The sequence below is a fragment of the Kitasatospora sp. NPDC048545 genome, from assembly GCF_040651155.1.
Lineage (GTDB): Bacteria > Actinomycetota > Actinomycetes > Streptomycetales > Streptomycetaceae > Kitasatospora.
This window is the reverse complement of record NZ_JBEZIQ010000013.1, coordinates 157,752-178,580: the sequence shown is the minus strand read 5'-3', so window position 1 is coordinate 178,580 and position 20,829 is coordinate 157,752. Positions and strand designations below refer to the sequence as shown.

Genomic DNA, 20,829 nt, shown 5'->3' with positions numbered 1-20,829 from the left:
GCCCGGACACGCCGGAGGCCGTCCGCGGCCTTGCGGGAAGCCGCCCGAGGGCGTACAGGACGGCCCGGACGCCCCGTCAACGCCCCGGTGCGCTCCCCCCGGACCCCCGCCCGGAGGCCGTCCCGCCCGGCCCGGCAATGCTCCGACCGGCCGAGTCGTCGCCCGGGAGGGCCACCGTAGGGTGCCCGGGCGGCACCCGGGTGCAACCCGACCTTCCCCGGGCATACCGGTTATGACAGAGACCACACCCGGAGTTCACGTCAGGTCCGTTACACAGGAGTGGTGGCGCCGTACAACGGCGTAAGGCGACACTGGGGTAGATCGCGCACTCGTTGTGCGATCCAACCGCTCGTCCCGGCGCGAGCCACGCGCCGCAGGCGTCCAAGGAGGCATCCGTGCCGCATGTCCTGGTCCTCAACGCGTCCTACGAGCCACTCGGCGTCGTATCGATGCGCCGCGCACTCATCCTGGTCCTCAACCACAAGGCGGTCAGCCTGGAGGACTCGGGAGTCACTCTGCACAGCGCCACCAGCGCCCTTCCGGCGCCGTCCGTCGTCCGTCTGACCCGCTTCGTCCGGGTCCCGTTCTGCGGGCCCGTCCCGCTCACCCGCCGGGCGCTGTTCGCCCGCGACCACGGCCGCTGCGTCTACTGCGGGGCCGCCGCCACCAGCGTCGACCACGTCGTCCCGCGCAGCCGGGGCGGCCAGCACAGGTGGGACAACGTGGTGGCCGCCTGCCGCCGCTGCAACCACACCAAGGCCGACCGCCACCTCACCGAACTGGGGTGGCGGATGAAGCGCCCGCCCGCACCGCCCAGCGGACTCGCCTGGCGGATCATCGGCACCGGCATCAAGGACCCACGCTGGCGCCCCTACCTGGAGCCCTACGGCGGCGGGGACCAACTGCGCGCCCCACAGTGGGGCGAGTACGAGCACCACGACCATACCGAGGCCAACCACTCGGTCCCCATCGGCCGGGCGCACGGCGCCCACTCCTCTCCCGTCCGCCGCGGCGAGCAGCCCGAACCGCTCTCCGCCTGACCGAAGCGACACAAAGGGCCCGCCCGTCACACCGTCGGCACGCGCCTCATGGGCCGCCGCGCCCCCCGCACCGGGGAGCACGGCGGCCCGCCGCCGTTCTCGTACCGGGCCCGCCTCCGGCTACGGCTTCTGCGGCGCCGCCGGCGGAGCCGTCGCAGGGGTGCCCGGCGCGCCGCCCGGCTGCGCGGGCGGCTGCCCCGGCTGGCCGGCCGGAGGCTGCGGCTGGGCCGGCGGGGTCACCGCGTACAGCTCGACCCCCCACAGCGAGTAGCCGTACTTGGTCGCCCGCGCCACGCCCTGGACCCGGACGAACCGGACGCCGGGCGCGTCGAAGCGCACCGTCTCGTCGCCGCCCTTGCCGTTGTCCACCGTCGCCGCGTCCGTCCAGGAGTTCCCGTCCGCCGAGACCTGGATCTTGTACGAGGCGGCGTACGCGGCCTGCCAGTGCAGCACCGCCGCACCCAGCCTGGTCGCCTGCGGCAGCTCCAGCCGCACCCAGGCGTCGTCCTTGGCGGGCGAGGACCAGCGGGTCTTCGGGTCGCCGTCGGTGACCGCCGAGGCCGGGAAGCCCGCCGCCTCGTCGCCCGAGGAGGTGGCCTTCGCGCCGAGGGCCAGGTCCGCGCCGCCGGTCGGCGGCACCACGTGCACCTGGAGCACCTGCCTGACGGTGGTCGTCCCGGCCAAGAACTGCACCGGCACCTGGTACGTCCCGGACGGCGTGCCCGGCGCGGCACTGACCAGCAGCGGCACACCCACCCGGCCGCCGCGCGGCACGGTCACCGGCCCGGCCGGGGTCACGGTCAGGCCCTTGGCGGCGGCCGGCACGTCGGTGCGCAGCTCGCCGGTGGTGCCCTCGGGGCGTCCCGCCTCCACGGTGGCCCGGGTCTGGGCGGGCGCGGACGCACCGGTGACCACGTCCAGGGCCGGGTCGGACAGGCTCAGCCGGGCCGCCGGGGCGTCCGCGTACCAGGGGATCACCTGGTTGACGACCGGCGGGTCGCCGCCGGGCTTCCAGGTCATCCGGAACGCGTCGGCGACCTGCCCACCCGCGGGCAGCTCGTTGTAGCCGGGCTGCACGGTGCCGATGTCAGCCCAGGTGCCGTCGGCCCGGCGCACCGCGACGGTGGCCGTGGCGCGCACGCCCGGGTCGGTCAGCACGGTGAGCCGGTCCAGCGGACGGGCGGCGCCGAGCTCCACCGTGAGCGGCTCGTCCTGCGCGGTCGGGGCCTTCGCGGCCCGGTACGCGGTGTCCGGATTGCCGTCCAGCACGGCGGCGGCGGAGGAGCCCGGCAGCGCGTCGGGGCCGCCGGTGACGCTCGCCGGGGACTCGTCCGGGGCGCTGACGGTGAACTCGCGCACCGCGACGGCGGTCTTCTGCGCGGCGGTGGCCCGCAGCCGCACCGCCCGGACGACGGTGCCCGGCGGGAGCTGGGCACTGACCGTCTTCTGGTTCTTGACGACGGCGAGCTGCTTCCAGCCGCCCGCGCCCGTGGAGTACTCCAGCACGCCGTCGCGGATGTAGTCGTCCACGGCGGTCCGGGCGTCCGCGCCGTTGCCCCAGCTGCCCATCAGCACGGTCACGTTGCTGACCGGACGGCCCGCGCCCAGGTCCAGGCCGACCGCGTCGCCGGGCTGCGGCGGAGCGGAGCTCCAGTAGAAGGTGTCCGCGACGCCGTCGGTCATCAGCGCGGGCAGGTGGTCCTGCGCGGTGCCCATCGTGGTGGTCGCGGTGACCCCGCCGCTGACCACGCCCGCCCAGTTGTCGGCGGCCCGCACGGCGCGCTCCAGGAACGGGCCGAGCACCCCGGCGCCGATGGTGGCCGGGGCGCGGTCGAGCTGCTCGCGCAGCTGGTTGAGCTCCACCCGGGCCTTCCAGGCCGCGGCGCCGTCGCCGCCGTGCTGGGCGAGCAGCATGTTCAGCGCGGCCTGCCCGGCCAGCCCGTAGTCGCGCAGCGGTCCCAGCCACGGCGCGGCCTCGCCGGCCAGCTGGGCGGTCGCCGGGGTGCCGACCAGGGTCTGCTGGGCGGTGGCCATCGCGGCGAAGGACTCCCGCAGCGGGGCGGCGGCCTCTATCAGCTTGGCGAGGTCGGGCGCCACGCCGGAGGTCGGCTCGGCGATCGCCCAGAAGCGGTCGAGCAGCGGCGTGAGGTAGCCGGACTCCTGCTTGGACAGCGGCGAGGAGGTGCTGTTGCCGGCGAGCGCGGTGACCGCGGGCAGCGCCGTTCCGGCGGGCGTCGCACCGGCACCGGTCGGCCCGGCCAGCGAACGCACGGCCGCCTGCCAGGACTCGTCCGACTTGTAGCCGACCGGGTTCCACGCGAAGTCGCCGGCCGTGGAGATCGCTATCCGGGAGGCCACCGGCTGCTGCATCGCACCGGTCAGCATCACCGCCGAGCGGGTGGCCACGCCCGGGTCGCGCCCGGTGTAGGCGCCGAGGAAGAGCCGGTCCGGATTGGCGTCGTTGACCGGGTAGTTGTCCATCGTGACCAGCGGGTGGCCGTACAGGTCGGCGGTGTCGGAGGCCTGCGCGGCGGTGATCTTCTCCGGGATCACCCCGACCCCGCTCCAGGCCACCTGCACGCCCGCCGGCAGCGCCGCGGCCAGCGCCTTGCGGTACGGCGTGGCGCCCTGCTGGTGGTACTCGGTCGGGACGACGGACAGCGGTGCCAGGCCCGGGTTCTTCGCGATCAGCCGGTCCTGCACCGTCTTCACCAGCTCGGCCTGCGCCTTGGCGGCCGCGGCGGGCCCGGTGCCGTACTCGTCGCGGTCGTCGTCGCAGTGCCACTCGTCGTAGCTGACGTCCAGGAACTGCAGTTGGAACGCGGTGAAGCCGATCTTGCGCAGCCCGTCCAGCTTCGCCACCAGCGCGTCCACGTCCTTGCCGGAACTGAAGCAGAGCGACTGCCCCGGGTCGATCGCGTAGCCGAGCGCCACGTGGCTGCGGCGCGCCCGGCCGGCCAGCTCGCGCAACTCGTCCGCCTGCGCCGCCGGGTAGGCGTTGCGCCAACGGGAGAGCCGGTACGGGTCGTCACCGGGCGCGTAGAGGTAGAAGTTCTGCTTGGACCGGCCGAGGAAGTCGACCTGGTCCAGCCGCTGCTGCGCCGTCCACGGGGTGCCGTAGAACGCCTCGGCGGTGCCGCGCACCGGCGCGCCGCTCGGCCAGTCCCGCAGCGTGATCCCCGGCAGGCCGAGCCCGTTCGCGCCCGCCGCCTGCCCCTGCCCGGCCGGCACGGCGGCCAGCAGCTGGCGCAGGCTCTGCGCGGCGTAGAAGGTCCCGGTGGCGTCCACGCCCGCCAGCACCACGGCGCCGTACGTCCCGCCACCCTGCGCGGGCAGCTGACCGGCCGACAGCACGTACCCGCCGGACGGCAGGTTCGCGGTCGAGGGCGCGGCGCCCTCCTTGCCGCCGGCCGCAGCGGTCAACTGCCGCAGCACCCGGTCCACCTCGCCGCCGGCACCCTCGGCGGGCCCGCCGACGTACACCACCAGCGAGCCGGCCGCGGGCGTCCCGCCCTCCCCCTGCGAGGTCACGTCCGTCGTCCCGGCCACGGCCAGCACCTCGCGGACCGCCAGCACCGCGCCGATGTCCGCCTTCGGCGACGTCACCAGCGTCACGGCGCTCGGCACCACGACCGCCTTGCCCGCCACCGTCTGCTCCTGCGGCCGCGGGAACACCTGCGGGTCGGTCACGCTCCCCAGCGGGGTCTGCGGGGCGGTGCTCACCACGTCCGTCCCCGGCGTCGCCGCGTACGCCGCCGACGGCACCGCCCCGGCCAACAGCCCGCCGACCACCGCAGCCGCCGCCACCCCGGCCGCGATCTGCATCGCCCGCCGGCCCGGCCGCCCCGCCGCCCGCTCCGCGCGCACCGACGCCAGCAGCGGCTCCGTCCCCTTGAGATCGGCGATCAGCCGGTCCGCCGTCCGCGGCGCCAACTGACGGCACGTCCGCGCGGTGGCCCGCCGAGCCACCAACGCCGCCGGGTGCTGCAGCACCTCCCGCAACGCCGGACTCTGCTCCAACTGCGACCTCAGACGCCGCCCGGCGGCGACGGACACTCGGGCTTGCACAGGAGCCTCCTCGCCAGGCACAACGACATCGCCGCAACCCCACCAGCTACCCAACCCGGTGTCAACGCCACTGACGGCTATGACCGTTTTGCCGTGTTCGGGCCCATGTCGGACCGTCCCCGCGGCCCGCGCGCATCCCCGCCCCGAGCACCCCGAATGATGCCGCCCCAACCACTCCGCCGCTGGTCAGGGCCGGTCCGTGACGATTCCGTGACGATCCCGGGGAGGCCCTGAACCCCCGTCACCACGGCCTTCCCCCACCTCGACCGGCCCACCCCGGACAGCGCACGGGCCCGCCCCGCCGACGGCGGAGCGGGCCCGGACCCCCGACCGGGGCGCGCGAGTCAGGAACGCGGCGGAGCGGGCGGCACGGCCGTCCGCAGCATCGGGACACTCCACTGCTCGTTCGCCTCGTAACTGCAGTCCCACAGGTCGAGCCGGGCGCCCTCGACCGCCTTCCACTCCGGAAGGTCGAGGCACCGGCCCGAAGCCGGGTGGTACAGCACGTTGTTCGCGAACGGAACCCACGTCTGCGCCGCGGTCCCGTCGCAGGTGCGGTACTCCAGCGGCGTTCCGTTGCCGGTGCCGGAGTTCACCGGGGCGACGCACCCGCCCAGGACGCGCAGGGTCCCGTCGTTGCCGAGCGACAACTGCTGCGAGGGGCCGCCGTGGCAGCCGTAGAGCTGGATCGCGGTGCCGTTGACAGTGCCCGAGCCCGCGTCGTCGACGCACATGTCGCCGTTGACGGCCGAGCGGACCACGCCGGTGACGCCCGGCGCGGTGGGCGCCACCGCGAACGGGTAGACGGCGGTGCTGCCGATGCCGCCGTCGAAGCTCGGGCTCGGCTTGGACTGGTACCTGTAGCGGCCCAGTTCGAACGGTCCCGAGGACGGCGGGCCGGAGCTCGCCCGGTGGACCGCGGTGCCGGCGAGGACACCGTCGACGTACAGCGCCATCAGGCCGGTGTTCGCGTCGTAGGAGGCCGTCAGCCGGGCCCATACACCTGGACGGGTCCGGGCGGCGGCGTTCACCACGTGGGTGAAGTCGTACGACCAGGTGTCGTCGTCCGCGTACGCCAGCGCGAAGCTCCAGTTCTGCCCCGGGCCGTCGGTGTACAGCATGAAGTTGCTCCCGTGGACGGTCTCCTGACTGGCGACCACACCACCGGCCTGGCCCGCCTTGGCCCAGGTGGAGACGGTGAAGCTCTTGCGGGTGCCGACCACCGGACCGGACATGGTCACGTTCGAGCCCGCGCCGGGGCTGAAGGCAGATCGAGAAGGCCTACACCGCCATCAGGTCCGGCGAACGCGCCGCAAGGGAAGCTGAAGCAGCCCTCGTCACAGCGAAGACGGCGGCGTCCGAAGCTCGGGCAGCCGAAGCAGCAGCCGCCAAGGCAGCGGAAGAGAAAGCAGCAAAGGAAACAGCAACAGACGCTGCCGGAACAGAGAGCAAAGCAGTAGCCCAGGAAGCCGACGAATCTGCCGCTGCCAGCTGCTCACTCGTTCGCAACAGCTTCCCGACCGGCACCAAGGTGCTGATGGGAGACGGAAGCCTCAAGCCCACCGAGGACATCCACGAGGGCGACGTCGCCATGGCGACCGACCCCAGACCGGCGTGACCCACCCCGAGTCGGTCACCGCCACCATCACCACCCCCGACGACAAGGACTTCACCGACCTCACCCTCACCATCCAGTCCGTCCGCAACTACCCCTACGCCGTTACCACTCACAACCTCACCGTCAACCTGCTCCACACGTACTTTGTGCTGGCGGGTGCCACACCGGTCCTCGTTCACAATTGCGGAGAGCTGAACCTCGGGTCTGGCGACACCCCGATGGCGGATGCCGTGAACGTGGACCTCAAGGCTGCGCCAGGGGTCAATGTGGCGGCGGATGTCGGCGCGCTTCCTTTCCGAGGCGGATCCTTCAATGCAGTGCATGCCATTAACCCGCTTGGATTCCAGCCGGTCAGCACAGAGACTGCACGAGCCATGAATCCAGGGGGGATCTTGACGGTGGCAGCATCGAAGTCGAACAAGTGGAGGAGAGCTGGTTCGGAGGCGGTGGCCGAAGCCGGATTTGAACTCCTGTCGGCTGGAGGGTTGGATCCAAAGCGTGCATTCGGCGTGATGAAGCGCGCTGACGGTGGGATTATTCCGGTCGGCACCAACTTCGAGACCAGGGTCTGCAGGAGGCTGTGACGGATGGATATAGAGGACATGATGGAGTTTCTCGTCGCCCATCGGGCGCCAAATCTGCCCCCTGGGTACCTCGCCGAGCAGCTTCTGGCGCTGTCGTGGATCCTCGACTCCGAGGGTGGCCGGATCTTTGACGTTGGTCGGGAGTGGTTGCGGTCCGGTGACGAGTTCCGGGTAGCCGTGGCACTGGGCCTGGACGAGGCCTTCATGGCCGAATCGTGGTGCGAGTTCGTCGAGCTTGCCGAATCCGTCAAGGCGAGGGTTCCCTCCCTCGCCTCCGACGTGGATGTATGGCTACAGAAATATCGGCCTTCCTGCGACAAACCAGAAGGCCATTCGACAGGAAATGAGTGACGGATACGTACGGCTCCATCGTGTGACGCGATCCGGCGTGAGTGTCGCTGGCCGACCGCATCCGAACGCGGCGCTCACGCCGGAGCTTCCGGTAGGTCTCCTGTGCCCCTTGGGCGGTCTGGCGGCAGTAATGGACGGCAACCGTTCCGGTCCATTTGTGGAGCCTGCCGGGCTTCTCGGCTGGGCTGGCGTTTGGCTGCGTCGAACCCGGCGCCGCCGTGTCGCGCAGCGTGGCCGGGCGGTTACCCGGGTAGGACTGTGGCTGTCCTACCCGGGCGTCGCCGAGACATCGCAGGAGCCGCGAGTGGCCGCTTACCACGACAGTGACGGAGCCGAGCATGTGCCGGCGCAGGACGCGCCACCACCGCCCGCCGAACTGGTGACATTGGCGCAGGCGTACGGGGTGGATGCCCGGTATCCGGGGCCCGGTGGGCAGGGGGTGGGGGCGCGGACGCTGGTGGCGGTGCTGGCCGCGCTGGGGGTGGCGGCCGGTACGCCGGGGGAGGCCCGTGAGGCGTTGGAGCGTCACCGGGCGGAGCAGCGGGCCCGGTTGCTGCCGCCGTGCGTGGTGGTGCGGCAGGGGCGGCGTACGGCGCTGGACGTGCCGGCGGACGCCCGGTTGTGGGTGGAGCTGGAGGGCGGCGGGAGTTGGGAGCTGCCGCGTGGGCACTCGCACTGGCTGCCCGCGGATCTGCCGCTCGGGCGGCACACCCTCAGGGCGGAGACCGGCGACGGAAGGGCCCAGGCGCCGCTGATCGTGGCCCCCGAGCGGTTGCCCCAACTCCCGGGCCGTAGCTGGGGGTTCCTCGCCCAGCTGTACTCGGTCCTGTCGGACCGTTCCTGGGGCATGGGTGATCTCGGGGATCTCGCGGAGCTGGCCCAGTGGGCGGGTTCGGACCTGGGCGCGGGCTTCGTGCAGATCAATCCGCTGCACCAGGGCCTGCCCGGCGCCCCCTCCGACCCGTCCCCTTACCGCCCGTCCTCCCGCCGGTTCGCGGACCCGGTGCACCTGCGGGTCGAGGCGGTTCCCGAGTACGCCTACCTGACCGCGGAGCAACGACGCAGGGCCGACGACCTGACCGTCCGGGCCGCCCGCCTCCGTGGCGAGGTCCTGGGCCATGACGGTCTGATCGACCGGGACGCCGTCTGGGCGCTGAAGCGCGAGGCCTTGGAGCTGCTGCACGAGGTGCCGCGCGGGCCGGGCCGGCAGGCCGCGTACGAGGGGTTCCTGCGCCGAGACGGCGAGTGGCTGGGCCGGCACGCGTTGTGGAGCGCCCTGGCCGAGGTGCACGGCGCCGACTGGCACCACTGGCCGAAGGGACTGCGTCACCCGGACGGCCCACAGGTCGAGCAGGCCGCCAAGGAACTGCAGGAACGCGTCGAGTTCCACCGCTGGCTGGCCTGGCAGGTCGACCAGCAGCTCGCCGACGCCCAGCGCGCCGCCCGCGAGGCCGGGATGGCGGTCGGCCTGATCCACGACCTCGCGGTCGGTGTCCACCCGGACGGCGCCGACGCCTGGGCGCTGCAGGACGTGCTGGCGGGGGGCATCTCGGTGGGTGCCCCGCCGGACGCCTTCAACGCGCACGGCCAGGACTGGGGCCTGCCGCCCTGGCGCCCGGACGCGCTCGCCGAGGCCGGTTACGCCCCGTTCGCGGAGCTGCTGCGTGCGACGACGCGGCACGCGGGCGCCCTGCGCATCGACCACGTGATGGGCCTGTTCCGCCTCTGGTGGGTGCCGCAGGGCCATTCACCGACCGAGGGCGCGTACGTCCGCTACGACGCGGAGGCGATGCTGGGCGTGCTGGCCCTGGAGGCGCACCGGGCCGGGACGGCGGTGATCGGCGAGGACCTGGGCACGGTGGAGCCGGGCGTGCGGGAGGAGCTGGCGGCACGCGGCGTGCTCGGCACCTCCGTCCTCTGGTTCGAGCGGGACTGGCCGGCCGGCGGGGGCATCCTGGCCCCGGACCGCTGGCGCCCGGGCTGTCTGGCCACCCTCACCACCCACGACCTGCCGAGTACGGCGGCCCGCCTCTCCGGCGAGCACGTCGAGCTGCGTCACCGGCTGGGCCTGCTGGCCCGGCCGCTGGGGGAGGAGCAGGAGGAGGCGGTCGAGGAGCTGGCGGACTGGCGGGCGGAGCTGGCCGCGCGGGGGCTGCTCACGCCGGGTGAGCCGCTGTCGATGCCGGTGCTGTACCGCTTCCTGCGGGCGACGCCGGCGGAGCTGGTCGGCGTCTGGCTGCCGGACCTGGTCGGGGATCCGCGCCCGCAGAACCTGCCGGGCACCTGGGACCAGTACCCGAACTGGCGCCTCCCGGTCGCCGACGGCGCGGGCGACCCGGTCACTCTCGACCGCCTCGCCACCGCCCCCACGGCCCGTCTGCTCGCGCACCTCCTGGCCCCGCCGTCCGGGCCCGGCACCGCGTCCCGCTGAACCGGGGGAGGCGCTCCCGATCCTCGGGGAGGCCCTCCCGCCCCACCAGGCGGACCCCGACGAGCGCCCTCCCATAAGCGGCGGGTAAGTTGGAAACGTGGACAAGAGGAACGCTTTGCGAGCCGGCGCGGTCTCCGCAACGGTCACGCTGATGATGCTGCTGTCGTCGCCCGCCATGGCCTACACCAGGGACGACGGCGATGACCCCGGTACCGGCCTGAGCATCGGCCAGACCCTCGGCCTGTACGTGTTTCTCCCGCTCGTCCTCTTCCTGGTGATCGCCGGCCTGGCCGGTATGCCGTGGGGCAAGGGTAAGAAGAAGAACTGACCATCGCGCGCCCGGTCCGCCCGGACGCGTACGGGGTCCGTCAGGACCCGATCCCGCACGAACCCCGAAGGGGCGCCGGACGATCCCGTCCGGCGCCCCTTCGCGGTTTCAGCGCCTCGTCAGCGGCTGCCCGTCAGTGCCCGCCCGCCGCGCGGTCGACGGCCTGGGCCTTGAGCGCGCGCTCGATGCCGGCCCGCGACTCGATGACCTGCCGCCGCAGTGCCGGCGCCGGGTCGGCGGAGGCCAGCCAGGCGTCCGTCGCGTCGAGCGTCTCCTGCGTCACCTGCAGCCCGGGGTACAGCCCGATGATGATCTGCTGCGAGATCTCGTGGCTGCGGGTCTCCCAGATGCCCTTGACCGCCGCGAAGTACTTCTCGGCGTACGGCGCGAGCAGGTCGCGCTGGTCGGACTGCTGGAAGCCGGCGATGACGGCTTCCTGGACGTAGTTGGTGAGCTGGTCGGACTCCACGACCGACGCCCAGGCCGCGGCCTTGGCCTCGGCGGTGGGCCGGGCGGCGCGGCAGGTGGCCGCGTGCTCCTGGCCGGCCGCGGTGTTGTCGCGCTCCAGCTCGGCGGCGATCCGGGCCTCGTCCGCGCGGCCGGTGGCGGCGAGGCGGGTGAGCAGCGTCCAGCGCAGCTCGGTGTCCACGGCAAGGCCCTTGACCTCGACGGAGCCGTCCAGCAGTCCGGCGAGCAGCGCGAGCTGACCGTCGGTGCGGGCGACCGAGGCGAGGGTGCGGGCCCAGGCGAGCTGGTGGTCGCTGCCGGGTTCGGCGGTGCGCAGGTGTTCCTCGGCGGCGGCGGCCCAGCGGCCGAGGCCTTCCTCGCGCCGGTCCGGGTCGGCGTACGCGTCGAGGGCGAGCTTGACCTGGCGCTGCACGGACTGCACCACGCCGATGTCGGACTCGCGGCCGATGCCGGACAGCGCGAGCGACAGGTAGTCGCGGGCGGCGAGTTCGCCGTCGCGGGTCATGTCCCAGGCGGAGGCCCAGCAGAGCGCGCGGGGGAGCGAGTCGGTGAAGCCGCCGAGGTTCTCGGTGACGACGGCCAGCGAGTCCTCGTCGAGCCGGATCTTGGCGTACGAGAGGTCGTCGTCGTTGAGCAGGACGACGGCCGGGCGGTGACGCCCGACCAGCTCGGGCACCTCGGTGCGCGGGCCGTCGACGTCCAGCTCGATACGGTCGGTGCGCACCAGGGTGTCGCCGGCGAGCTCGTACAGGCCGATCGCGATGCGGTGCGGCCGCAGCACGGCCTCGCCCTTGGCGCCGACGGGCAGCGCCGGGGCCTCCTGCAGGACGGCGAAGGACTCGATCTCGCCGTCGGTGTTCAGCACCAGCGAGGGCCGCAGCACGTTGATGCCGGCGGTCTCCAGCCAGGACTTGGACCAGGCCTTGAGGTCGCGGCCGCTGGCCTCCTCCAGGGCGCCGAGCAGGTCGCTGAGCCGGGTGTTGCCCCAGGCGTGGCGCTTGAAGTAGGCCTGCACGCCCTGGAAGAAGGCGTCCTGGCCGACGTAGGCCACCAGCTGCTTGAGCACCGAGGCGCCCTTGGCGTAGGTGATGCCGTCGAAGTTGACCTGGACGTCTTCCAGGTCGTTGATGTCGGCCATGATCGGGTGGGTGGACGGCAGCTGGTCCTGCCGGTAGGCCCAGGTCTTCATCTGGTTGGCGAAGGTGGTCCAGGAGTGGGGCCACTTGGAGCCGGGGGCCTCGGCCTGGCAGACGGCCTCGGCGAAGGTGGCGAAGGACTCGTTCAGCCAGAGGTCGTTCCACCACTCCATGGTGACGAGGTCGCCGAACCACATGTGGGCGAGCTCGTGGAGGATCGTCGCGGCGCGGGCCTCGTAGGCGGCGTCGGTGACCTTGGAGCGGAAGACGTACTGGTCGCGCAGGGTGACGGCGCCCGCGTTCTCCATCGCGCCGGCGTTGAACTCCGGGACGAACAGCTGGTCGTACTTCGCGAACGGGTACGGGAAGTCGAACTTCTCCTGGAAGTAGTCGAAGCCCTGCTTGGTGACCGCGAAGATGGCCTCCGGGTCCAGGAACTCGCGCAGCGAGGGCCGGCAGTAGACGCCGAGCGGCACCGTCTGCTCGCCGTTCTCGTAGCTGTCGAAGACGCCGACGTACGGGCCGGCGATCAGCGCGGTGATGTAGCTGGAGATCCGGCCGGTGGGCTCGAACTTCCAGACCTGGGTGGAGCCGTCGCCGGCGGGGGCCGGCTCCGGGGTCGGCGAGTTGGAGACCACGACCCAGCCCGTGGGGGCGGTCACGGTGAACGTGAACGCGGCCTTCAGGTCGGGCTGTTCGAAGGTGGCGAAGACGCGGCGGGCGTCCGGCACCTCGAACTGGGTGTACAGGTAGGTCTCGCCGTCGACCGGGTCGACGAACCGGTGCAGGCCCTCACCGGTGTTGGTGTACGCGCAGTCGGCGACGATCCGCAGCTCGTTCTCGGCGGCCAGGCCCGGCAGCGGGATGCGGCTGTCGGAGAAGCTCGCCGGGTCGAGCGACGCGCCGTTGAGGGTGATCTCCTCGACGCTCGGCGCGACGAGGTCGATGAAGGTGTCCGCGCCGGGCGTGGTGGCGGTGAACCGGACGACGGTGGTGGACCGGAAGGTGCCGCCCTCACGGGCCGAGCCGAGGTCGAGCTCGATGTCGTACGCGTCCACACGGAGAAGATCGGCCCGGGTGCGGGCCTCCTCGCGGGTCAGGTTTGTGCCGGGCACTCGCTGCACTCCTTTGTCAGGCTGGTGGTCCGAATCCTCGCACGTCCGGTGAACGGACCCGCCGGAAATTCACGGGCGGGGCGGGAACCGGCTGTTCGCCCGTTCCCGCCCCGCCCGTGTGTGCCGTCGTGACCTGTTCGTGTGCTGTCGTGGCTCCGCCCGTGTGCCGTCGTGGCCCGGTCGGCCGCGACGAGGGGTCACGCCCCCGGCATCACCTCGACGTCACTCCCGACGTCACCCCCGTCATCGCTCCTGTCGTCACTTCTTCCACTTGGTCAGCGGACCGTCGGTGGAGCTGTAGCGGCGGAACGCGTACACCGCGAGGCCGTCGTCCGAGATGACGTACTCGGAGGTGCTGCTGCCGATGTCCAGGCCGTTCGACATCGCGATGGTGCCGATGTCGGCCATCGAGCCGTCGGTCGGCGAGAGCGTCACCAGGCGGGCCGGCTTGTCGTAGCCCTGCTCGACGACGGCGCGGACCTTTCCGTCCTTGTCGGTGCCGGAGACCAGGCGCATGTCGTTGGTGGCCGAGGAGGTGGTGGCCGCCCACAGGCGCTTGCCGGTGTTCAGGTCGTAGGCGTTGATGCCCGGCTTGGTGCCGCTGACCTGGACGTACAGCGTGGAGCCGCTGACCACGTTGCGGCTGAGGGCCTCGTCCTGGCCGGACAGGCGCAGGCTGTCCGAACCGGCTTCCTTGACGGACATCTGGTTGCCCGGCTTGTTGTCCTTGTCGAACGGCAGGATGTAGTCGCCCTGCGGGCCGCTGGACATCAGCAGGACGAGCGGCTTGTCCTGGACGACCTGGTCGACCTGCTCGATGCTGCCGGTCAGGGTGATCGGCGTGCTGGTCGCCTTGCCCGTCTCGGCGTTGACGATGACCAGCTGGGACTTCGGGCCGCTTCCGCCGTAGCAGCGGTCGCTGACGGCGATCTGGGCGCCGGCGGCGCGGCCGCGCACGCTGCAGTCCTTGTCGCGCGGCTGGTACTGCCAGGCGGGCTGTCCGGTGGTGACGTTGAGGGCACCGACCATGTTGCCGCCGATGGCGACGACGTTGTCGGTGACGCTCAGGGTCGGCGAGGACATCCGGTCGGCCGAGACCTTGACGCTCCAGAGCAGCTTGCCCTGGGTCAGGTCGACGGCGCCGACGGTGGAGCAGTCACTGTCACCGGTGTTGAAGGAGACGGCGGCGATGCTCTTGGAGTTGGCCGCGTACGAGGCGGTGCACAGCTCCTTGCTGCCGGCCGGGACGGGGATCGTCCAGGCCTCCTTGCCGTCCGTCAGGTTGTAGGCCTTGATGCCGGTGCTGTCGGCACGGACGGCGAGCTTGTCGGTGCCCCAGACGCCGAGCATCTGGTTCGCGCCGTCCGTGTTGGCGCCCTTGGGGGCGGTCCAGGCGACGTTGAAGGTGGCGCCCTTGGCGGCGGGGCCGGGGGCGGGGTCGTTCGTCGGGCCGTCGCTGGTGCCGTCGGTGCTGACGGGGCCCGGGCCCGGGTTCGGCGCGGGGGAGGGGTCCTTGAGCAGGACGACCAGGGCGATCACGATCGCGATCGCCAGCACGCCGCCGATGATGCCGCCCCACAGCATGACGGGGTTGCGCTTGGGCGGGGTGGGGGCGCCGGGGTAGCTGTACCCGGGCTGCTGCGGGAAGTTGTAGCCGCCGGTGTTGTAGCCCTGCCCGCCGTCCGTGGCGTACGGGGCGCCGGGCGCCGGGTCGTACGGGCCGACGGGTGCGGCGCCGGGGGGCGGCGGGGCCTGGGTGGGGAAGCCGGTCGCGGTCGGCGCGTACGCGGCGTAGTCGGCGCCGGCGGGGGGCTGCGCGGGCGGTGCCGGCGGCTGTGCGGGCGGCGGCCCGGCGGGGGCGGCCGGTCCCGGGACGGCCGATCCGTCGAGCTGCGTCATCTGGTCCGCGACCGCGGCCGGATCCACACCGCCCGCTGGCGGACGTCCGAACGAGACGCCCCGGTTGTCCTGCGGACCGTTGCCGGGCGCTTCGCCTGCCCCCGGCGTAGGGTGATCCCCTGCCATCTGATTCCCCGTCATGTCTGGAAGCGCCCCCTGCCGGTACCGTCCTCGGTTCCGGTGGGACGAGTGAGAATTGGGCACCATGCTAGTGGTGCGCGCATTTCGGCCGCCGCCAGGACCGCCGAACCCCGTCCCCGCAGGTCCAGGCCGTGCAACACCTTCACTGCCCGATCACCCGGCCCCCACCGCCGACACCGCCGCGTGACCGGGGCGCGGCCCGGGTGGCCAGGCCTCCGTCTCCCGGGCGGGCATCACCCGTCCGGAGCAACCCCCGGGGCCCGTCCCGCACCCGCCCCGGGGCCTGTCCCGCACCTGTCCCGCATCCACCCCGAGCGCCGGTGCGCCCGCCCCGAGCGCCGGTGCCCCCGCACCCGGCAGCCCCCGGCCGGCGCCCCGCCCCCGCCTCCGCCGCGCCGGCGGGCCGCCCGCACCGCCCGGCTCCTCCCGCACCCGACCGTCCCCGTCGACACCCCCGCCCGGGGCCCCGGGCCGTACCCTTCAGGAATTGAAGGGGACGCCCGGCGGAGGGTTCCCCGCCCTGGGAGGGTGGATCATGTCGACGGACACACCGGGCTCGCAGTCGTCCCTGCACCGGGCGAACCTGGAGCGGGTGCTGCGCGCGGTGCGGATGGCCGGCTCGTTGACCCAGGCCGAGATCGCCCGCGGCACCGGTCTCTCCGCGGCCACCGTGTCCAACATCGTGCGGGAGCTGAAGGAGAGCGGCACCGTCGTGGTCGCCGACACCTCCTCCGGCGGCCGCCGCGCCCGCAGCGTCTCGCTCAGCGGTGACGCGGGCATCGTCGTCGGCATCGACTTCGGCCACACCCACCTGCGTGTCGCGGTCGGCAACCTGGCGCACCGGGTGCTGGCCGAGGAGAGTGCCCCGATCGACGTGGACGTCTCCGCCCAGCAGGGCTTCGACCGCGCCGAGGCGATGGTCGAGAGGTTGTTGACGCAGGCCGGTTTCCGGCCGGACAAGGTGATCGGCGTCGGCCTCGGCGTGCCCGGCCCGATCGACGTGGAGACCGGCGCGCTCGGGTCCACCGCGATCCTGCCCGGCTGGACGGGCATCGCCCCTGGCCGGGAGCTGGGGGAGCGGCTCGGCATGCCGGTGCACGTGGACAACGACGCCAACCTGGGCGCGCTCGGCGAGCTGGTCTGGGGCGCCGGCCGCGGACTGAGCGACCTCGCGTACATCAAGATCGCCAGCGGTGTGGGCGCCGGCCTGGTGATCAACGGCCAGATCTACCGCGGCCCGGGCGGTACGGCGGGTGAGATAGGGCACATCACGCTGGACGAGGCCGGGCCGGTCTGCCGCTGCGGCAACCGAGGCTGCCTGGAGACCTTCGTCGGCTCCCGCTACCTGCTCTCCCTGCTCAGCTCCACCCTCGGCCCGGACCTCACGCTGCCCCGGGTGGTCGAGTTGGCCCACCAGGGCGACCTCGGCTGCCGCCGGGTGATCGCCGACGCCGGCCGGCAGATCGGCACCGGCGTCGCGACCCTGTGCAACCTGCTCAACCCGCGCCGGGTGATCCTCGGCGGGGACCTCGCCGAGGCCGGTGAGCTGGTGCTCGCCCCGATCCGCGACTCGGTGGCCCGCTACGCGATCCCCAGTGCCGCCCGGCAGCTCTCGGTGGTCCCCGGCACCCTCGGTGGCCGGGCCGAGGTGCTCGGCGCCCTGGCGCTGGTGATGAGCGAGATGGGTGAGTCCGGGGCATTGGGCCGCGCCTGACGCCGCCGGGGGCGGGGCCGGCGCCGCGGTCGCCGGGATAAAGGCGATCGAACGCACGTGCGTCAACCCGGCGTGACCCGTCCACCCCGGCCGACCTCCCGGAATGGCCGCAACCGAACGGTGGCACCGGGCGCGCCGCTCGGTGTCCGGCAAGCGGACATTAGACTCGACCGGTCGGTACCGGCCGCGACCGCCGGCCTGCCGCCGGACCGGGCAGCGACGCCCGTCGGACCGCCCGCGGTCCGCGAACACTGAACGAGGAGGAACGGGTGGCCCTGCTGACCCGCATTCGGGGACCGCGCGATCTCGACCGGCTCACGCCCGGACAGCTGGCCGCACTGGCCCAGGAGATCCGGACCTTCCTGGTGACCGAGGTCTCCAAGACGGGCGGCCACCTCGGCCCCAACCTCGGCGTGGTCGAGCTCACCATGGCGCTGCACCGGGTCTTCGACTCGCCGCGTGACCGCATCCTCTTCGACACCGGTCACCAGAGCTACGTCCACAAGCTGCTCACCGGGCGCCAGGACTTCTCGCAGCTGCGGATGAAGGGCGGCCTGTCCGGCTACCCGTCCCGCGCCGAGTCCGAGCACGACGTGATCGAGAACTCGCACGCCTCCACCGTGCTCTCGTACGCGGACGGCCTGGCCAAGGCCAACCAGCTCAAGGGCAAGAACGACCCGGTGGTCGCCGTCATCGGCGACGGCGCGCTCACCGGCGGCATGGCCTGGGAGGCGCTCAACAACATCGCCGACGCGAAGGACCGCCCGGTCGTCATCGTCGTCAACGACAACGAGCGCTCGTACTCGCCGACCATCGGCGGCCTGGCCAACCACCTCGCCACGCTGCGCACCACCCAGGGCTACGAGCGCTTCCTGTCCTGGGGCAAGGACGCGCTGCAGCGCACCCCGGTGGTCGGCCAGCAGCTGTTCGAGACGCTGCACGGCGCCAAGAAGGGCCTCAAGGACTTCATCGCCCCGCAGGGCATGTTCGAGGACCTCGGCCTCAAGTACATCGGCCCGATCGACGGCCACGACATGACCGCCCTGGAGTCCGCGCTGACCAAGGCGCGCGGCTTCGGCGGCCCGGTGATCGTGCACTGCCTCACCGAGAAGGGTCGCGGCTACCACGCCGCCGAGAACAACGACGAGGACCGCTTCCACGCGGTCGGCAAGATCCACCCGGAGACGGGCCTGCCGATCCAGAGCGGTGGCGGGCGGAGCTGGACCTCGGTCTTCGCGGAGGAGATGGTGGCGCTCGGCCACGAGCGCGAGGACATCGTCGGCATCACCGCCGCGATGCTGCACCCGGTCGGCCTGGCCCCGTTCGCCGAGGCCTTCCCGAAGCGCATCTTCGACGTCGGCATCGCCGAGCAGCACGCCGTCACCAGCGCGGCCGGCCTGGCCACCAACGGTCTGCACCCGGTGTTCGCGGTCTACGCGACCTTCCTGAACCGGGCCTTCGACCAGGTCCTGATGGACGTCGCCCTGCACAAGCTGGGCGTCACCTTCGTGCTGGACCGGGCCGGTGTCACCGGTGACGACGGCGCCTCGCACAACGGCATGTGGGACATGTCGATGCTGCAGATCATCCCGACCCTGCGGCTGGCCGCCCCGCGCGACGCCGACCAGCTGCGCGCCCAGCTTCGCGAGGCCGTCGAGGTCGAGGACGCCCCGACCGTCGTCCGCTACTCCAAGGGCACGGTCGGCCCGGCCGTTCCCGCGGTCGGCCGGGTCGGCGGCATGGACGTGCTGCGCGCCGCCGAGGAGCCCTCCGGCGCCCACCGCGCCGACGTGCTGATCGTCTCGGTCGGCGCGATGGCCCCCACCAGCCTGGAGGTCGCCGACCTGCTGGCCGCCCAGGGCATCACCGCCACCGTGGTGGACCCGCGCTGGGTCAAGCCGGTGGACCGGGCCCTGCCGGGCCTGGCCGCCGAGCACCGGGTGGTCGTCACCATCGAGGACAACGGCCGGGTGGGCGGTGTCGGCGCCGCCGTGGCGCAGGCGCTGCGGGACGCGGACGTGGATCTGCCGGTGCGCGACTTCGGCATCCCGCAGGAGTTCCTGGATCACGCCAGCCGGGCCGAGATCCTGGCCGAGATCGGCCTGAACGCCCCGGACATCGCCCGGAAGGTGACCGCGCTGGTCGCCAAGCTGGACGCGGCGCCGGTCAAGGCCTGACCGGAGGCCGTCGGCGGGGCCGGTCCCCTGTTCCGGCGACGACCATTTGTCGTAACTCCGTAACAGTTCGTCACGGAACAAGCTGATGATCCTACGGAAAGGCGGGACCGGCGCCACCCGCGCCGATCCCGCCCGGTAGGTTGTCAACCGTGCCGACCCCCACCCGCCTCCGCCCCGCCGGACTGGCCGAGCGCCTGCCCGAGAGCGTCCTGACCCGAGTCCGCGTCGGGTACTGGACCAGGCTGGTGCCGGTGCTGGCGCTGGTCGCGCTGATCACCCACATCCCCTCCTTCGCCCGGCCCGTCTGGAGCCCGGACGAAGGCTTCCTGGCCACCCAGGCCCGGATGCTGGCCGACGGCGGAGTGCTGTACGACACCGTGGTGGACCGCAAGCCGCCGCTGCTGCCCTGGCTCTACCAGGCCTGCTTCGCGGTGTTCGGCTCCGCCTCGCTCTGGCCGCTGCGCACCCTGGCGGTCGTGGCCCACCTGGTCACCGCGATCCTGCTGGCCTCGATCGCCCGCGGCCGGTGGGGCAACCGGGCCGGCGCCGGCGCCGGACTGCTCTATCTGCTGGTCTCCATCGGGCTCTCCCCGGAGGACACCCAGGCGGCGACCTTCGAGGTCTTCATGCTGCCCGCGATGGTGGCGGCCTTCCGCTACGCCGAACGCCGCCGCTGGCTGGCCGCCGGGATCGCCGTGGCGCTCTGCTCGCTGACCAAGCAGACCGGCGGCGCCGTGCTGCTGCCGGTGCTCTGGATGCTGTTCCAGGACACCCGCCGGCGCGGGGTGCGCTGGCCGCCCGCGCTCTTCAAGATCGCCTTCGGCTTCACCCTGCCGATAGCGCTGGTCGCGGTGATCCTCACCAAGCCCAAGGGCTTCCTCTTCTGGGTGGTCACCGGCAGCGGCGACTACGCCTCCTTCGGCGGCGCCTGGCTGCAGATGGTCGGCCGCGCGCTCGGCAACTCCGCCATCCTGGCCGCGGCCGGCCTGGGCTTCCTGCTCCCGGTCGGACGCCGGCTCTGGCTCAAGCACCGCCACCGCCCGCTGCCGGTGGCCGGCGAGGAGCACGGCTCGACCACCGACCTGTGGGTCTGGCTGCTCTCCTCGGTCGTCGCGGTCAGCGTCGGCTTCCACTTCTTCGGCCACTACTACCTGCAGCTGATCCCGCCGCTGGTGCTGCTGGGCACCGGCGCGGTCGCCACCTCGGCGGTCCACTGGAAGCCGGTCCTGGTGTACACCACGGTCGCCGCCACGGTGTTCTGGGGCCTGGCACTGGCCTGGCCCGGGGAGAGGCTCAACCGCACCACCGAGGTCGCCACCGCCGTCGCCGCCCAGACCACCCCCAAGGACACCGTGCTGGTCTGGGGCATGCACCCGGAGCTGTACTGGCTGGCCGACCGCAAGCCCGCCTCCCGCTACCTGACCGCCGGCTTCCTCACCAACTACAGCGGCGGCAAGGACGGCAGCGCCAACGTCGGCGAGCAGTTCAGCGTCTCCAACGCCTGGCAGACCTTCGACAAGGAGCTGGCCAACGGCCTGCCCGAGGTCGTGGTCGACGACTCCGGCATCGCTCCGTACCAGCCGGTCATGGTCCCGCGGATCGAGAACCTGCTCGACACCCACTACGAGATGGTCGGCGTCTTCGCCGACACCGTGGTCTACCGCCTCAAGCACTGAGCGGCCCGCACCCACGGCCCGCGCGGGCCGCCGCACCCACGGCCCGCGCAGGAGCCCCGGAACACGCGGGACCCCCGGAACAC

The 20,829-nt window shown here is 72.8% G+C and carries 12 protein-coding genes and 1 pseudogene; 8 read left to right on the top strand and 5 right to left on the bottom strand.

What is annotated here, in order from left to right:
- Positions 1-395 precede the first annotated feature (395 nt).
- Positions 396-1,040, top strand: coding sequence for an HNH endonuclease (locus AB0D10_RS15570; protein ID WP_360255978.1), 645 nt, complete (start codon positions 396-398; stop codon positions 1,038-1,040).
- 120 nt (positions 1,041-1,160) lie between these two features.
- Here AB0D10_RS15570 and AB0D10_RS15565 read toward each other — a convergent pair whose 3' ends face one another.
- The 3 genes and pseudogenes from AB0D10_RS15565 to AB0D10_RS15555 form a co-directional block, all read right to left on the bottom strand.
- A complete protein-coding gene (locus AB0D10_RS15565) occupies positions 1,161-5,108 on the bottom strand; it encodes a beta-N-acetylglucosaminidase domain-containing protein (RefSeq protein ID WP_360255976.1) in 3,948 nt (1,315 codons plus the stop codon).
- A 344-nt stretch (positions 5,109-5,452) separates the two neighbouring features.
- Entirely contained in the window at positions 5,453-5,869 is a 417-nt protein-coding gene (locus AB0D10_RS15560) for an RICIN domain-containing protein (RefSeq protein WP_360256035.1), read from the bottom strand.
- A 39-nt stretch (positions 5,870-5,908) separates the two neighbouring features.
- Positions 5,909-6,352, bottom strand: a pseudogene (locus tag AB0D10_RS15555) (LamG-like jellyroll fold domain-containing protein); the annotation flags it as partial.
- Between the two features lie 370 nt (positions 6,353-6,722).
- On the opposite strand from AB0D10_RS15555, the gene AB0D10_RS15550 reads away from it, so the two are divergent.
- The 4 genes from AB0D10_RS15550 (at position 6,723) to AB0D10_RS15535 (ending at position 10,420) form a co-directional block, all read left to right on the top strand.
- On the top strand, positions 6,723-7,310 hold the full coding sequence (locus AB0D10_RS15550) for a class I SAM-dependent methyltransferase (protein ID WP_360255974.1): 588 nt from the start codon (positions 6,723-6,725) through the stop codon (positions 7,308-7,310).
- A 3-nt stretch (positions 7,311-7,313) separates the two neighbouring features.
- Complete coding sequence (locus AB0D10_RS15545) at positions 7,314-7,661, top strand: hypothetical protein (protein WP_360255972.1); 348 nt, start codon at positions 7,314-7,316, stop codon at positions 7,659-7,661.
- A gap of 403 nt (positions 7,662-8,064) precedes the next feature.
- The gene (gene malQ, locus AB0D10_RS15540; RefSeq protein ID WP_360256033.1) at positions 8,065-10,092 is read left to right on the top strand and encodes a 4-alpha-glucanotransferase; all 2,028 of its coding nucleotides are present in this window, start codon (positions 8,065-8,067) and stop codon (positions 10,090-10,092) included.
- A 97-nt stretch (positions 10,093-10,189) separates the two neighbouring features.
- The gene (locus tag AB0D10_RS15535) at positions 10,190-10,420 is read left to right on the top strand and encodes a hypothetical protein (RefSeq protein WP_360255970.1); all 231 of its coding nucleotides are present in this window, start codon (positions 10,190-10,192) and stop codon (positions 10,418-10,420) included.
- 133 nt (positions 10,421-10,553) lie between these two features.
- On the opposite strand, the gene pepN is transcribed toward AB0D10_RS15535, so the two are convergent.
- Positions 10,554-13,139 (bottom strand): aminopeptidase N, encoded by a 2,586-nt coding sequence (pepN, locus tag AB0D10_RS15530; protein ID WP_360255968.1) that lies wholly within the window; start codon positions 13,137-13,139, stop codon positions 10,554-10,556.
- A 258-nt stretch (positions 13,140-13,397) separates the two neighbouring features.
- Positions 13,398-15,038: a PQQ-binding-like beta-propeller repeat protein gene (locus AB0D10_RS15525; protein WP_360255966.1), complete on the bottom strand. Its 1,641-nt coding sequence runs from the start codon at positions 15,036-15,038 to the stop codon at positions 13,398-13,400.
- Between the two features lie 676 nt (positions 15,039-15,714).
- On the opposite strand from AB0D10_RS15525, the gene AB0D10_RS15520 reads away from it, so the two are divergent.
- The 3 genes from AB0D10_RS15520 (at position 15,715) to AB0D10_RS15510 (ending at position 20,746) form a co-directional block, all read left to right on the top strand.
- Positions 15,715-16,893, top strand: coding sequence for an ROK family transcriptional regulator (locus AB0D10_RS15520; protein WP_360255964.1), 1,179 nt, complete (start codon positions 15,715-15,717; stop codon positions 16,891-16,893).
- A 269-nt stretch (positions 16,894-17,162) separates the two neighbouring features.
- Positions 17,163-19,070 carry a 1-deoxy-D-xylulose-5-phosphate synthase gene (dxs, locus tag AB0D10_RS15515; RefSeq protein WP_360255962.1) on the top strand — a complete coding sequence of 636 codons (1,908 nt, stop codon included), beginning with the start codon at positions 17,163-17,165 and terminating at the stop codon, positions 19,068-19,070.
- Between the two features lie 149 nt (positions 19,071-19,219).
- Complete coding sequence (locus AB0D10_RS15510; RefSeq protein WP_360255959.1) at positions 19,220-20,746, top strand: glycosyltransferase family 39 protein; 1,527 nt, start codon at positions 19,220-19,222, stop codon at positions 20,744-20,746.
- Positions 20,747-20,829: the final 83 nt, after the last annotated feature.